Here is a 14,857-nt window from a genome sequence, read left to right on the forward strand (position 1 = left end):
CGGCCGGAGATGCCGGGTCGCCGAAGCAGCGGGTGGCTGGCACCACGCCGAGGCCCTCAGGAGCGGTAGGTCGACACGACACGACCTGGCGCTCCAGATCTCTTGCGCCGCTGCCATGGGTCACGGACCGTGAGCCGACGGCCAAATGCCATTTCAGTGCGCGATGAGGCCGCCGACCGGGACCGGCGCGACGTGCCCGGTCGCCGGGCGCGTCCGCGCCAGGGCGAGGCCGACGTCCACGAGGGAGGATCGGCGCAACTGCACCACATCCGGTAGCGGGGTCCAGACCGGCTCGGCAGTCGCACCGTTCGGCTCCGGCCGAAGGACCCCTCCCATGATGCGGACCTGGTAGAAAATGCCCACGTTCTGGTGCTCGCGTCCGGACCGCGCCTCGGCGGCGGGGATCACCCTGGAGTCCACGCCCAGCAGGCGGTCGACCACCGCGGCGCAGCCGGTCTCCTCGGCAACCTCCCGGAGCACCGCATCGAACGGATCCTCCGCGTGCTCGACCCGGCCGCCCGGAAGGGACCAGGTCGTCTCGCCCGACGGCGCCACACACCGGACGAGCAGCACCCGCTCGGCGTCGATGCACACGGCGTAGGCGGCCAGCCGGAAACTCATCCCGGCAGAGGTCCCCGTGCGCGACCCCGGGACGCCGACCACGCCACCACGCTGTTCATACGCTGGCGAGCAGCGCGTCGAGCGGCTGCGGCACGGTGCCCCGGGCGACGGCGGCCTCGACGAGCAGCCGGGCGTAGCGCAGGTTGCGGCGCGAACTGCTGCGCAGGAACCGCCACAGCTGCGCCTCGGGATCCCGACCACGCCAGGCGGGCTGGCTCTGGAACCCACGGAACAGCCGCAGGTCGCCCTGAGCCTCGAAGAGGGCTTCGACGGCCGGGTTGCCGACCGCCCGGATCAGCTCGTCCTCCAGGTCGTCGACGCAGACGAAGACGCCGAGCTGCGCCAGGTCGGTACGGGTGCGGGGCGTACCGACGCCCGCCTCGGTCAGCCCGCGCCGGAAGATCTCCTCCTCCCGCAGGTCGCAGAGGCCGGCGAGGCGTAAGCCGACGCCCGGCGGGCCCAACCTGGTCAGGAAGCGACCGATCGCGTGGGCGCCGCCGATCGGGACGATGACGATCCGCTCGGCGTCGAGATCGCGGCCACGGCCGGCCGCCAAGGTCTCCAGGGCGATCTGGTCGCTGATGCCCTCGACGAGCACCGCGGCCTCGGCGGACTCGGCCCGGGCCAGCGCGCGGGCGGTGGCCCGCATCGAGGCGGCGTTACCGCCCAACGGCCCGTCGAGGCCGGCCCGGGGCGGCTCGCGGCGCGAGGTGACATCCATTGGTTGGCCTCCCCGTCCGGCCGGAGGCGGAGCCCCGCGACGGGCGACAAAGACAAAAGGCAGAGAGTCACCTCCCTGCCACTCCTAACGTATAGCGCACCGGGGGGCTTGTGGCAAGACCCGGGTTCTGCCGCAGAATCGTCGGCCGGACGCGGCACTGACGAAGAAACGGGGCACACCGTGCGGGAGCTGACGACGGACGAGACGACCGGGCGGTACGTGGTGCGCCTGCCCGACATCGATGAGACGCGGGTCGACGTCGTGGGCGGTAAGGGGGCGCACCTGGGGGCGTTGTCGCGGATCGACGGCGTCCACGTGCCGGCCGGCTTCTGCGTCACGACCCAGGCCTTCCGACGGATCCTGGCGGAGGTGCCGTCGATCGACGATCTGCTCGATCGGCTGGCCCGGCGCAGCCCGGACGATCGGGAGGCCGTTCGGGCACTCGGCGCCGAGATCCGGCACGCCATCCGGGCCGTGCCCGTGCCGGCCGATCTGGCGGCGGCGATCAGCGGTTCCGTCGACGAACTCGACGGGCGGGCCGGGTACGCCGTCCGGTCCAGCGCGACCGCCGAGGACCTGCCGACGGCCTCCTTCGCCGGCCAGCACGACACGTACCTCAACGTGGTCGGGCCGACCGCGGTCGTCGAACACGTCCGCCGGTGCTGGGCGTCGCTGTTCAGCGAGCGCGCGGTGACCTACCGGCAGCGCAACGGCGTCGACCACCGTACGGTCCAGATGGCCGTCGTGGTGCAGCAGCTGGTGCTCCCGGACGCGGCCGGCATCCTGTTCACGGCCGATCCCGTCACCGGCGACCGCCGGGTCTGCTCCGTGGACGCCGGCTTCGGTCTCGGTGAGGCCCTGGTCTCCGGTCTGGTCAACCCGGACGTGTTCAAGGTACGCGACGGCGAGATCGTCAGCCGGACCGTCGCCACCAAGCAGCGGGCGATCCACGCCCTACCCGCCGGAGGTACCCGGGAACAGGCCGTCGACCCGCAGCAGCGGGGCCAGCCGGCGCTGACGGACACCCAGGTCGTACGACTCGTCCAGCTCGGGCGGCGAGTCGAAGCGCACTTCGGCAGCCCGCAGGACATCGAATGGTGCCTGGCCGACGACGACTTCCAGATCGTGCAGACCCGGCCCATCACGACACTGTTCCCCGTCCCGGCCGGCGACGGGAACAATCGCGTCTACGTCTCGGTCGGCCATCAGCAGATGATGACCGACGCGATGAAGCCGCTGGGTCTGTCGATGTGGCGGTCGACGGCCATGGCACCGATGCAGGCGGCCGGCGGGCGGCTGTTCGTCGACGTCACCCAGCGGCTGACCTCCCCCGCAACCCGCAACGCCCTCCTGGAACTCATGGGTAGGGGCGATCCGCTGGTCAGGGACGCCCTCGAAACCGTCCTCGGCCGCGACTTCATCCCGACGCGGCCGGACGCAGGGCTCGCCGGGGCCCCGGCCGTCGGGGCCGAGGTCGGCGCGGTGCGGGCCGCGGCGGCAGCCGGCCCGGCGGTACCTCCGATCGACCCGGATCCGGCCATCGTCGCCGGGCTGGTCGAGCGCAGCCAGGCGTCCATCGCCGCCCTGGGTCGCGAGATCCGGACGAAGACCGGCACGGCGTTGTTCGAATTCCTGACCAGCGCCTTCGACGAGCACAAACGGATACTCGGTGACCCGCTGAGCATGCAGGTCATCATGGCCGGGATGGAGGCCACCTGGTGGCTCAACGAGCACCTCCGGGAGTGGCTGGGTGAGAGGAACGCGGCGGACACGCTCACCCTCTCCGCTCCCGGCAACGTGACGTCGGAGATGGGACTGGCGCTGCTCGACGTCGCCGACGTGATCCGCCCGCATCCCGAGGTGGTGGCGTACCTGCACGGCGTCGAGGACGAGGGTTTTCTCGACGAGTTGCCGAAGCTGCCCGGCGGCACCGAGGCGCGGCAGGCCATCGAGGCGTACCTCGACCGGTACGGCATGCGCTGCGTCGGCGAGATCGACATCACCAGGCCACGGTGGCGCGAACGTCCCACCACCCTGCTGCCGGTGCTGCTGGAACACGTCCGGCACGCCGAGCCGGGTGCCGCCGAGCGTCGTTTCGAGCGGGGACGGCAGGCCGCGGAGCAGAAGGCGCGTGAGGTGCTGTCCCGGCTGCGGGCTCTGCCGGACGGGGCGCGCAAGGCCGCCGAGACCGAGCGGATGATCGACCGGGTCCGGACCTTCGCCGGCTACCGGGAGTACCCGAAGTACGACATCATCAGCCGCTACTTCCTCTACAAGCAGGCGCTGCTGGACGAGGCCGATCGCCTGGCGCTGGCGCAGGTGATCCGCGACAGGGAGGACGTCTTCTTCCTCACTGTCGACGAGTTCCACGACGCCGTGCGCACCAACCAGGTCGACGACCGGCTCATCCGTCAACGCCGGGAGGAGTTCCGGTCGTACCAGGCACTCCGGCCGCCGCGAGTGCTCACCTCGGACGGTGAGGCCGTCGACGGGGCGTACCGGCGCGACGACGTGCCGGCCGGTGCCCTGGTCGGCCTGCCGGTCTCCAGCGGGACGGTGGAAGGACGCGCCCGGATCATCCTGGACCTCGGCCGGGCCGACCTGGGACCGGGCGACATCCTCGTCACCGCCCACACCGATCCCAGTTGGACGCCCCTGTTCGTCGCCGCCGCCGGCCTGGTGACGGAGGTTGGTGGACTGATGACCCACGGCGCGGTGATCGCCCGGGAGTACGGCCTGCCCGCCGTGGTCGGAGTGGCAGACGCCACCCGGCTGATCCGCGACGGGCAGCGGATCCGGGTGCACGCCACCGACGGCTACGTGGAGATCCTGTCCCGATAGACGCCCTCCCCATGACGTGGCAGGCGGCGCGCGGCCGCCACCTGTGCGAACCTCAGCGATCGAGCGGCGAAGCCGTCGTTCGGCGGCGGGCCGGTGAGCCTCCGGTGGATCTTCGTGCACATGATCGAGGAGACCGCCCAGCACCGCGGACACCTGGACCTGCTTCGAGACGCCCTCACCCGGTGGGCAGTGTGAACGCTCCGATCGCCGCGGCGAGGGGCAGGGACAGGAAGACGACCGCGCCGCCGGCGCCCACCCACAGGGCCACGTGACTTCTTCCTGTCGCCTGCCGGGCTCTCCGGCGGGACTCAGTACATCGCGTCAGCCGCCGGCCCGGGCAGTGTCGATCGTCATGAGGTCGCGCAGGGCGAAGCGGAGGTGCTCCCACTCCTCGCCGATGATCACGTGCAGGCAGCGCAGGACCGACACCTCGTCCTCGGCCGACCAGGGGTTGCGTCGAGGCTCGGCAAGCATCTGCGGGGTGACGGTGGCGAGGAACCCGCGGACCATGGCCTGCCGTTCGGCTCGCAGGTCGAGGACCTCGGCCAGCGCCGGCTGCCTCGCGGCGAAGATCGAGGTGTCGAAGCCGTCCATCGCGTACTCGGCGTGCGGCTGCCCGAGCGGGTGGAAGGGCTGCGGAAGGCGCAGCACCGCCTTGCCGAGCCAGGCGTCGGCGGCGAAGGCGAGGTGACGCAGCGTCTGGGCGAAGGTCCACTCGCCGTCGACCGAGGTGTCGACGGCGCCGGCCGGCATCGCGGTCGCCCGCTCGACCGCCGCCGCCCAGGCCCGTTCGAGCGCCGCCCACGCCGCCCGCAGTCCCTCCGGATCGTCGGCCTGCCTCAGCTCCCGACCCGGGAACCGCCGGTTCAGCTCGGCCTCGACCAACGGCACGACGTCGACCCCGTTGACCAGCAGCGACCCCTCTGCCAACCAGGGTGCGTCGATGTCGAGCCCGCGCACCTCGACGCTGCGCATGACCGCTCCGGCCAACGTCGACCTGATGAACCGTGCCCCCGCCAGATCCCGATCGACGAACTCCTGCACCATCCGGACTCCTCCCGTGAACGAATCGCGGCGAGAGTAACGCCGAGGTGCGACACCGCCGTCCCAGTCACCGATCCGTACCGCCGCCCACCTTGCCCGCCGGTACGCGAACCCATAGCCTTGATTCGCCGACGTCAATGGATCACCACCCGCGACGTCGCGATGGTGGGCCGGCCACGTTCCCGCCGGCCGTACCGCCGGGTGGTTGCGGCGACGGGGGGATCCTCGATGCGACGGACGGTGTGGCGGATCCGGCTGGCCACCGCCCTGGTGGCGGCGGGCAGCCTGGTGGTCTCGACAGCGGTGAGCAGCCCCGCGCACCCACCCGCCACCACACCCACCGTCGTGGTCGACTGGAGCGCCGAACGGCAGCGGGTCGACGGCTTCGGCGGGTCGTTCGCGTTCCACAAGGCCGGCGGGATCCAGCGGCTCGGCGAGCCACTCACCACCCAGATGCTCGACATGGTCTTCGACGACCGGGCCGGGATCGGCCTGGACATCGTACGGGTGATGGTCGGCGACGGCGGCGGGTGGGGCGACCAGCTCTACGACGGCCCGACGCAGACGATCGCCCCCGAGCCGGGCGTCTTCGTGTGGGACCGACCCGACTGGCCGCAGCGCAAGGCCGACTTCGACGCGTACCAGGTCTGGCTGATGCGGCAGGCGCAGGCGCGCGGCGTCGAGACGATCCTCGCCAGCGTGTGGAGCCCGCCGGCGTGGATGAAACAGAACAACAGCGTGACCTCCGCCAGCCCCACCGGCGCACCGAACAAGCTCCGACCCGAGATGTACCAGGCGTTCGCGGACTACCTCGCGGAGTACGTGCTCGGCTACGAACGCGAGTTCGGGATCCGGATCACCCACCTCTCGCCGACCAACGAACCCGACCTCTCCACCGGGTACTCCAGTTGCCAATGGACCGCCGAGGAGCTGCGGGTCCTGGTCCGCGACCACCTCGGTCCCACGTTCGCGCGACGGGGCGTGACCGCGAAGATCGTGCTCGGCGAGGGCGTCGGCTTCCACGAGGGGTACGCGCTGCCCGCGATCAGCGACCCGGCGGCGAACCGGTACGTCGACGTGGTGGCGGCGCACGGCTACGCCGGGCTGATCGACGACGCCACCCGGGCCGCGCCCACCGCCTTCACCACCTCACACACGCTGGGCAAGACCATCTGGCAGACCGAGTACATGAACCAGGGCGCACCGCGTGACAGGTTGTTCGTCAACAACACGATCAGCGACGGCCTGCGCTACGCGACCCTGATCGGCAACCTGTTCGACGAGACCCGGCTGAGCGGATACTTCTGGTGGTGGCCGGTGGCGAACAACGGCGCGGACGGCTCGGACCTGATCCGACTGGTCAACACCGGCACCCCGCAGAGCGGCAACCCGACCGAGAACGGCCAGTACCGCATCTTCAAGCGGTACTACACCTTCGGTCAGTACAGCCGGTTCCTCGACCCGGGTGACGTGATGATCGGCGCCACCAGCACCCCGTCACCCGGGGTCACGGTCACCGCGTACAAGGACGAGGCGACGCACGACTTCACGGTCGTGGTGGTCAACAACAACGCGGACGACGTCCCGCTGACCGTCGATCTCACCGGCGGCTTCCCGCTGCCGCCGGAGACCAGGCGCGACTGCCGGAAGGGCGGGTGGGCCCACTTCGTCAACCCGACGTTCCGCCACCAGGGCGAGTGCGTCTCCCACGTCGCCGCCGGCACGGGTCCACGTCCGTCGGTGGTGCCGTACCGCACGTCGGGCAGCGAGAACATGAAGAAGCTTGCCGACATCCGCATCCACGGCGGGTCCTTCCACGCGAACCTCCGTGGCCGCAGCGTCACCACGTTCGTGCCGAAGTGGTCCGAGCTGCCGGCGCTGCCCGACCGCAAGGACGTCTTCTCCACCTATCTGGCCGAGGAGAACGACGGGCAGTCCGCCGGCCTGCGGGTGACCACCACACCCGAGCACGGCAAGGTCGTCACGGGCGTACGCGACGGAAGCCACCTGCGCTGGGCGAACGTCAACTTCGCGGACGGCTCGGCGGCGGGCTTCGCCGACCAGAAGGGTCAACTGCGCCTGCACGCCACAGTCGCCCCGAAGGCGGGTGGCGTGATCGAGGCACGCATCGGCAGCCCGGACGGACCGCTCGTCGGCTCGATGAGCGTACCGTCGGGCTCCGGCACCGACTGGGTCACCGCGACGACGGCGATCGACACCAGCCCGTCGGCGGCGAACGGCTTCCACGACCTGCACCTGGTCTTCACCGGTGGTGACGGCACCCTCTTCACCGTCGACCGCGTCGAATTCAGCGACTGAGCACCAGCGGTGGCCATTCAGCGGCTTCAGTAGAGTCCTCGACAGACGGGTCGATCCGCCGAGGGCGTCGGGTGACCGCTGCGGTCGACCGTCTGGCCGTCGCAGGGAAGAGGTCGGGAATGGTCGACGCAGATCAGCAGCGCCGCAGCACCGTGGCGAAGGTCCTGGCCAGGGCGCTGCCCGGGACCGCCGCCGACGTGCCGTTGGCGATGGCCCGCGAGATCCTCGACGTCCTGCCCGACCTGCGTCTACTCGACGACGCCCGCGCCGCCCAGGCCACGATGGAGCAGACGATCGAGCGGATACGGACGGAGTTGGACCGCACCCCCTGGACGGTCGAACTGCCGCCGCCGGGGACCGACCTCGGCGAGGCGTTGCGGGATGAGGCCCGGCTGTTGCGGCGAAACACCGCGACGAGGACCGGCCCCTACGCCGTCGGATTCGCCGCCGGAAGTGCGGCGTTCCTGCGTTCCCTGGAGGCACGCGCCGCCACCGTGCCCCCGCGGTCGCGCCCGGATCCCGCCGGCGACAGCCCGGCGGCTTCGGTGCCGGACGACCGCCCCAACTCGGTACGGCTCGCCGTCGAGTCACGCGTCGCGGGGCTGCCGTCCGATCCGGCTGCCCGAGAGCACCATCGGCGGATCCTCGTCGGCAACGAACTCGTCCGCTACGGTCTCGACACCGGGGTGAACTCGACCGAGCTGGCGTCAACCGTCGCCGATCTCGTGCTGGCCGCGCTACCGGAGATCGACACCCTGTCCGAGACACTGGACGCCCTGCGGGCCAGGGAGGACGAGGTGCTGTCGCTCTGGCAGCGGCTCGCCGAGGAGCAGGCGAACCATGGGCTCACCGAGCCCGAGATACGCTGGCGCAACGCGCTGGCCGGGGAGTTACGCCAGCAGGCCGACACGGTGACACCCAACGCCGGGACGACCGACAGCTTCACCATCGGCTTCAGCCTCGCCAGTCAGGCCCTGGCCCGCAAGCTACGCGCCCGAGCCGACGAGATCTTCGTCCTGACCATCCCGACCGACCCGTGGGCGCTGCCGAAGCGGCAGGACGAGCCCGAATCCTGACCTCCGGGGGGCCGGCGACAGACGCGCGGGTGCCCCGGGTGCCGCCCGGCGCGGCACCCGGGGCGTCCCGGGCCCCGTCGGCCCGCCTATCCGCGCACCGCGACGGTGTCCGCCGTCGCAGTGCGCCGCTGGTGGGAGCGGATCAACTCGGCGTAGCGGTGGCCGCTGGCCTTGACCGTCCGCCGTTGGGTGGCGTAGTCGACGTGCACCAGACCGAACCGCTTGTCGTAGCCGTACGCCCATTCGAAGTTGTCCAGCAGTGACCAGGCGAAGTAGCCGGCCAGCGGCACACCCCGGCCGACCGCCGCGGCGCAGGCCGCCAGGTGCCGTTCCAGGTGGTCGGTGCGCTCGGTGTCGTCGACCCTGCCGTCGGCGGTGACCGTGTCCGGCCAGGCCGAGCCGCTCTCGGTGACCAGGATCCGGGCCGGGGCGTACTCCCGGCTCACCTCGACCAGCAACCGCTCCAGGCCATCGGGGTGTACCTCCCAGTCCATCGCGGTGTGCGCCGCGCCGGGCACCGGGACCTGCCGGGCGTACGGTGCCGGTCCGTCCGGGTCGTCGGCCGCCACCTGCCGGAAGTAGTAGTTGACGCCGAGGAAGTCGGCCGGTGCGGCGATCACCGCGAGGTCGTCGCCACGTACCGGCGGCTCGACACCGTAGGTGGCGACCATGTCGGCCGGGTAGCCGCGACCGTGCAGCGGGTCCAGCCACCAACGGTTGACGTGCCCGTCCAGCCGTTGGGCGGCGGCCACGTCGGCGGGGCGGTCGCTGGCCGCGTCGATGGGGCTGAGGTTCAGCACCGGGCCGATCGAGGCCGGCCGGTCGGCGTGGGCCCGGATCGCGGCGGTGGCCAGGCCGTGGCCGAGCAGCACGTGGTGCGCGGCGGACACGGCCCGGCCCAGATCCCGCTCCCCCGGGGCCATCCGCCCTTCCAGGTGGCCGATCCAGGCGATGCAGAGCGGCTCGTTGACGGTGCACCAGTCGCTCACCCGGTCGCCGAGCCGGGCCGCGACCACCGCGGCGTAGTCGGCGAACGCCGCCGCGGTCTCCCGGCGCGGCCAGCCACCGCGGTCCTGCAACGCCTGCGGCAGGTCCCAGTGGTAGAGGGTGACGTACGGCCGGATACCGGCGGCCAGCAGCCCGTCGGTCAGGCGGTCGTAGAAGTCCAGGCCGGCGGCGTTGACCCGGCCGACCCCGTCGGGACGGACCCGGGGCCAGGCCACCGAGAAACGGTACGCACCGACGCCGAGGCCCCGCATCAGCGCCACGTCCTGCGGCCACCGGTGGTAGTGCTCGCAGGCCATCTCCCCGGTGTCGCCGTTGTCGATGGCGCCCGGCCGGGTGCAGAAGGTGTCCCAGATGGAGGGTCTGCGACCGTCGGCGGTGACGGCGCCCTCGATCTGGTAGGCCGAGGTGGCGACACCCCAGCGGAAGTCGGGCGGCAGCGTGGACAGGTCCGGCACGGGCGGGTTCTCCTCGGTTCTGGTGGTGGACGGGCTCACTTGACCGCTCCGGCGGTGAGGCCGGCGACGAAGTAGCGCTGCAGGGCCAGGAACCCGGCGACCACCGGAACGCTCACCACCAACGAGGCGGCCATCACCTGGTTCCAGTAGACGTTGAACTGGGTGGAGTAGCCCTGGAGACCGACGGCGAGGGTGCGACTGTCCTCGTTGGTCAGCACCGAGGCGAACAGCACCTCGCCCCAGGCGGTCATGAAGGCGTACACGGTCACCGCGACCACGCCGGGCACGGCGGCCGGCAGCACCACCTGGAACAGGGTGCGCAGCGGGCCGGCGCCGTCGACCTGGGCCGCCTCGTCCAGCCCGCGCGGGATCGAGTCGAAGTAGCCGACCAGCATCCAGATCGAGAACGGCAGCGAGAAGGTGAGGTAGGTGATGATCAGGCCGGTGCGGCTGGCGTAGAGCGCGATGCCGGTGGCGTTGCCGAGGTTGACGTAGATCAGGAACAGCGGCAACAGGAACAGGATGCCGGGAAACATCTGGGTCGACAGCACGGTCACCGAGAAGACCTGCCGACCCCGGAACCGGTACCGGCTGACCGCGTACGCGGCGAAGATGGCCACGCTGACCGAGAAGATGGCGGCGACACTGGCCACCAGCAGGCTGTTGAGCAGGTAACGGCCGAGCGGCACGGTCGACCACATGTCCACGAACGCCTGCAGGGTGGGACGCCGGGGCCACCAGGTGAAGGCGCCCTGCACGTCCTGCAACGGTTTGATCGCCGAGCTGACCATCACGTAGAGCGGGACGAGGACGAAGCCGGCGAGCAGGGTCAGCACGATCCGGCGCGACCAGCGTTCGGCGGCGGTCTCACGCATCGTTCCTCCGTCGGTTGGTCAGCAACAGGTATCCGGCGGTGACCAGGAGCAGGAACAGCAGCAGCACCACCGACATGGCCGAGCCGGTGCCGAAGTCCCAGGTCTGGAACGAGCTGCGGTAGATGTGCAGCGAGATGAGGTCGGCCTCGGCCGGTGCGGAGCCGCCGAAGAGGACGTACGGGGTGTTGAAGTCGTTGAAGGTCCAGAGGAAGAGCACCAGCAACAGCACCAGGTTCACCGGGCGCAGCATCGGCAGGGTGACCGAGCGCAGCCGTCGCCAGAACCCGGCGCCGTCCATCGCGGCGGCCTCGTACAGCTCGTCCGGGATGTTCTGCAGACCCGCCATCACGCAGAGGAAGGCGAACGGCCAGGTCCGCCAGATCGAGACGATCAGCAGGGCCACGAAGCTGTTGTCGCCGATCAGCCAGAACGGTGCCTGGTCGACCAGGCCCAGCTGGTCGACCAGGACGTGGTTGACCAGGCCGGTGTCGCGCTGGAAGAGGAAGGTCCAGGTGATCACCGCGGTGTAGACCGGCAGGGCGTACGGGGTGAGGAAGAGCGCCCGCAGGACGGCCCGGCCCCGGAACGGTCGCTGCAGCAGCACCGCGGCGGTGGTGCCGAGCGTCCAGGACAGGCCGACCGACAGCACCGTGTAGAGCACGGTGACCCGGAACGAGCGCAGCAGCTCGGCTCCGGCGGCGGAGTCGACGTCGAACACCACCCGGTAGTTGTCCAGCCCGACGAAGGGTGCCCCGGACCAGTCGCGGATGTGGAACTGGGTCAGCTCCAGCAGGCTCATCCAGGCACCGACGAGCATCGGGACGACGTGGATCGCCAGCTCCAGCACGACGGCCGGGGCGAGCAGCAGGTACGGCAGCAGGGACCGGCGGGGCCGGCGGGCTGCGGGGCGGGCGGGCCGGCCGGTGCCGGCGGCCCGGTCGGCGGCGGGTGGCGAGGTGGTGGTGGTCATCGAGGTCCCTTCGCGGGCTGGCCGTGGGAGGGTCGGCGGCACCTCCCACGGCCAGCGGTCCGTGGTCAGCGCATCTGCTGCTGGGCCCGGGTCAGCTTCTCCCGGACGCTGTCCTCGGTGACCGGCCTGCCGCTGGCCGCGTCGGCGAAGAGTTCCTTGATGGCGGTGCCGACGAGCGTCTCGAAGGTGCTCTCCTCGGGCACCTGCGGCAGCGGTGCCGCGGTGGTGGCCAGGGTCTGCGCGAGCACCTTCTGTTCGTCGGCGGCGAAGGCGGGGTCGGCCGCGACGGTGCCGACCGCCGGCAGCGAGCCGTACGTCTTGTTCAACGTGACCTGCTCGGTGTCGCTGGTCATGAACTTGACGAACTCCAACGCCCCGTCGAGGTTCCTGGTGTGCTTGAACACGGCGATGTTGATGCCGGCGACCATGCTGTTGACCTGTTTGCCACCGGCCGGCGGGTTGGCCAGGAAGGGCACCGGGGCCACCCCGTAGGCGTCGGCCGCCATGTTCTGTGACTGGAGGTTCGCGCCGGCGGCCTGCCAGAGCAGCATCGCGGCCTTGCCGTTGGCGAAGTCGGAGACGGACTGGTTCTGCGCGTACTCGGCGTTGCTCGGGTTGACGATCTTGTCGACGGCCATCAGGTCGATGTAGCGCTTGACGGCGGCGACGTTCTGCGGGGTGTCGAAGGTCGGCTGCCCGGCGGCGTCGAACCACTCCCCGCCGTACTGCTGAGCGAAGGTGAAGGCGTGGTGGGCGTTCTCCGACGGGTTGGCGCCCTCCACGGCGAGGCCCCACTTGCCGTCGCCGGTGAGCTTCCGGCCGACCTCGGCCATTTCCTCCCAGGTGGTCGGCGGGGCGGTGATGCCGGCGTCGGCGAAGGACTGCTTGTTGTAGTACAGCGCGTAGGCGAGGCTGTAGAGCGGTACGGCGGCCGGCGGTTTGTCGGGCGCTCCGGCGGCGGCGAGCGCGGCCGGGACGAAGCGGTCCTTCCCGCCGACCTTGTCGAGGGTGGCGTCGTCGAACTCGACGAGCGCGCCGGTGGCCTGCAGCGAGGCCGACCAGGTGTTGCCGATGTTCACCACGTCCGGGCCCTGCCCGGTGGTGGCGGCGGCCAGCAGTCGGTTGAGCAGGTCGGACCAGGGCACGACCTCGACGTTGACCTTGATGCCGGTCTGCTGTTCGAACTTGTCCAGCTCCGGCTGGAGGATCTCCTTGTCGGCCTCCAGACTGGCGCCCTGGTTGCTGGCCCAGTACGTGAGGGTCGTGCCGCCGTCGCCCGGCTCGTCGCCGGAGCCGCAGGCGGTCAGCGACGCGGCGGCCAGGACGGTCGCGGTGAGCATCGCGAGGTGTCGTCTCGACACGGTCTGCCCCTTCGGTCTCAGGGTCGTGGTGGTGGAGGAGAGAGTTACATCACGGCTTAATTAATGTCGTCATTAAAATGGTTCGGCGGAGGGTCGTCAAGCACGGGGTCGTACAGTCGCCCGGGAGCGGCCGACGGGATGAGGTGACACGTGGAGCTGGCGCGGGCGACGAACCGCAGCGTCCGGTTGCGCAACCGGTCGGCCCTGCTGTCCCGGATCTTCCTCGACGGCCCGCTGACCCGGCAGGATCTCGTCCGGGCCACCGGGCTCAGCCAGCCCGCGGTCAGCAACGTGGTCGGCGACCTGATCGACGAGGGGCTGGTGATGGAGGCCGGCGCCGCCGAGTCCGACGGTGGCCGGCCGAGCATGATGCTGCGGGTGGCGCCGCGCCACGCCGTCGTGGTCGGCGTCGACGTGGGCGAGACCCGGGTACGCGTCGAACTGTTCGACCTCACGATGACCGTGCTGGGCAGCGTCGAGTACCCGCTGGAACACAACGGCACCAAGCCGGCGACGGTGGCCGGGCACGTGCTGGCCGGCATCGACCGGGTGCTGGCCGACTCGGGGATCCCCCGGTCCGAGGTGCTCGGCGTCGGCGTCGGTGTATCCGGGGTGGTCGAGCAGGGCAGCCAGGCGATCGTGGACGCGCAGACCCTGGGCTGGCACCGGGTGCCGCTGCAACGGCTGATCGCCGAGGGCACCGACCTGCCGCTGCACCTCGACAACGGCGCGAAGACCCTCGGCCAGGCGGAGATGTGGTTCGGCGCCGGGCGGGGCGCCCGGCACGCCGTGTTCGCCCTGGTCGGGTCCGGCGTCGGCGCGGCCGTGGTGACAAACGGCGTCACCTACCGGGGTGCCTCCAGCAGCGCCGGCGAATGGGGTCACACCACCCTGGTGTACGGCGGCCGGCCCTGCCGCTGCGGCGCCCGCGGTTGCCTGGAGGCGTACGTCGGCGCCGAGGCGGTCATCGACCGCTACCGGGAGGCCCGGCGCGGCCGACCGGTACCCGGCGAGGACGAGGAGTCCCAGCTCGGCGCGCTGGTCGCGGCGGCGGAGAAATCGGAGACCGCGCGGCGGGTCCTCGACGAGACCGCCGACTACCTGGGCGCCGGTGTGGCCAACCTGATCAACCTGTTCAACCCGGAGCGGGTGGTGCTGGGCGGCTGGGCCGCGATGGCGCTGGGCGGACTGCTGCCCGCCATCCGCGCGGCCGCCGGCCGCCAGGCCCTGCGCGCACCGTACGCGCAGACCACCATCGAACTGGGCCGGCTCGGCGTCGACGCGGTCGCGCTCGGCGCCGCCACCCTGCCCATCGCCCGCCTGCTCGCCAACGGCGGCACCCGCCGCTGACGGAGACCCTCACCGCCGCAGGCCCCGGACACCCGGCAGGCCGCCCGCCACCGCCTCGGCCGGAGCGTCATACGACGGCGGGCAGCCCTTTCCCGCGGGCACTTCTACCCGCGCGGGAATCCCGGCGACCCGGTCCGCCGACCCGTCACCCTCGGCGACATCACGTCCGACCGGCCTGCTACCCACGGCACGCTTTGCTCTGCTTCAACCGACGCA

General features: G+C 71.4%; 11 protein-coding genes and 1 pseudogene. 5 read left to right on the plus strand and 7 right to left on the minus strand.

Annotated elements, in window-relative coordinates; all coding sequences use genetic code 11:
• Window positions 1-153 precede the first annotated feature (153 nt).
• Window positions 154-621: an NUDIX hydrolase gene (locus O7605_RS27740; protein WP_269741908.1), complete on the minus strand. Its 468-nt coding sequence runs from the start codon at window positions 619-621 to the stop codon at window positions 154-156.
• 55 nt (window positions 622-676) lie between these two features.
• A complete protein-coding gene (locus tag O7605_RS27745) occupies window positions 677-1,342 on the minus strand; it encodes an ATP-dependent endonuclease (RefSeq protein ID WP_269741909.1) in 666 nt (221 codons plus the stop codon).
• A gap of 180 nt (window positions 1,343-1,522) precedes the next feature.
• On the opposite strand from O7605_RS27745, the gene rph reads away from it, so the two are divergent.
• Window positions 1,523-4,183 carry a rifamycin-inactivating phosphotransferase gene (rph, locus tag O7605_RS27750; RefSeq protein WP_269741910.1) on the plus strand — a complete coding sequence of 887 codons (2,661 nt, stop codon included), beginning with the start codon at window positions 1,523-1,525 and terminating at the stop codon, window positions 4,181-4,183.
• A gap of 36 nt (window positions 4,184-4,219) precedes the next feature.
• Window positions 4,220-4,378, plus strand: a pseudogene (locus tag O7605_RS27755) (mycothiol transferase); the annotation flags it as partial.
• A gap of 126 nt (window positions 4,379-4,504) precedes the next feature.
• Here the strand turns inward: O7605_RS27755 and O7605_RS27760 are convergent.
• Complete coding sequence (locus O7605_RS27760) at window positions 4,505-5,230, minus strand: DinB family protein (RefSeq protein WP_269741911.1); 726 nt, start codon at window positions 5,228-5,230, stop codon at window positions 4,505-4,507.
• Window positions 5,231-5,455: 225 nt separating this feature from the next.
• Between O7605_RS27760 and O7605_RS27765 the strand changes: the two genes are divergently transcribed.
• Window positions 5,456-7,546 carry a glycoside hydrolase gene (locus O7605_RS27765; RefSeq protein WP_269741912.1) on the plus strand — a complete coding sequence of 697 codons (2,091 nt, stop codon included), beginning with the start codon at window positions 5,456-5,458 and terminating at the stop codon, window positions 7,544-7,546.
• A gap of 119 nt (window positions 7,547-7,665) precedes the next feature.
• Window positions 7,666-8,622 carry a hypothetical protein gene (locus O7605_RS27770; RefSeq protein ID WP_269741913.1) on the plus strand — a complete coding sequence of 319 codons (957 nt, stop codon included), beginning with the start codon at window positions 7,666-7,668 and terminating at the stop codon, window positions 8,620-8,622.
• Window positions 8,623-8,708: 86 nt separating this feature from the next.
• Here the strand turns inward: O7605_RS27770 and O7605_RS27775 are convergent, their stop codons facing one another.
• From O7605_RS27775 to O7605_RS27790, 4 genes are all read right to left on the minus strand, one after another.
• Window positions 8,709-10,124, minus strand: coding sequence for a GH1 family beta-glucosidase (locus O7605_RS27775; protein WP_269741914.1), 1,416 nt, complete (start codon window positions 10,122-10,124; stop codon window positions 8,709-8,711).
• Window positions 10,121-10,960: a carbohydrate ABC transporter permease gene (locus tag O7605_RS27780; RefSeq protein WP_269741915.1), complete on the minus strand. Its 840-nt coding sequence runs from the start codon at window positions 10,958-10,960 to the stop codon at window positions 10,121-10,123. The genes O7605_RS27775 and O7605_RS27780 overlap by 4 nt, the downstream gene beginning before the upstream one ends.
• A complete protein-coding gene (locus O7605_RS27785) occupies window positions 10,953-11,930 on the minus strand; it encodes a carbohydrate ABC transporter permease (RefSeq protein ID WP_269741916.1) in 978 nt (325 codons plus the stop codon). The genes O7605_RS27780 and O7605_RS27785 overlap by 8 nt, the downstream gene beginning before the upstream one ends.
• Window positions 11,931-11,995: 65 nt before the next feature.
• Window positions 11,996-13,291, minus strand: a complete 1,296-nt coding sequence (locus O7605_RS27790; protein ID WP_269741917.1) for an ABC transporter substrate-binding protein — start codon at window positions 13,289-13,291, stop codon at window positions 11,996-11,998.
• 150 nt (window positions 13,292-13,441) lie between these two features.
• Between O7605_RS27790 and O7605_RS27795 the strand changes: the two genes are divergently transcribed.
• Window positions 13,442-14,641 carry an ROK family transcriptional regulator gene (locus O7605_RS27795; protein ID WP_269741918.1) on the plus strand — a complete coding sequence of 400 codons (1,200 nt, stop codon included), beginning with the start codon at window positions 13,442-13,444 and terminating at the stop codon, window positions 14,639-14,641.
• The last annotated feature ends 216 nt before the right edge of the window (window positions 14,642-14,857 follow it).

The sequence above is a fragment of the Verrucosispora sp. WMMA2121 genome (genome assembly GCF_027460185.1).
GTDB lineage: Bacteria > Actinomycetota > Actinomycetes > Mycobacteriales > Micromonosporaceae > Micromonospora > Micromonospora palythoicola.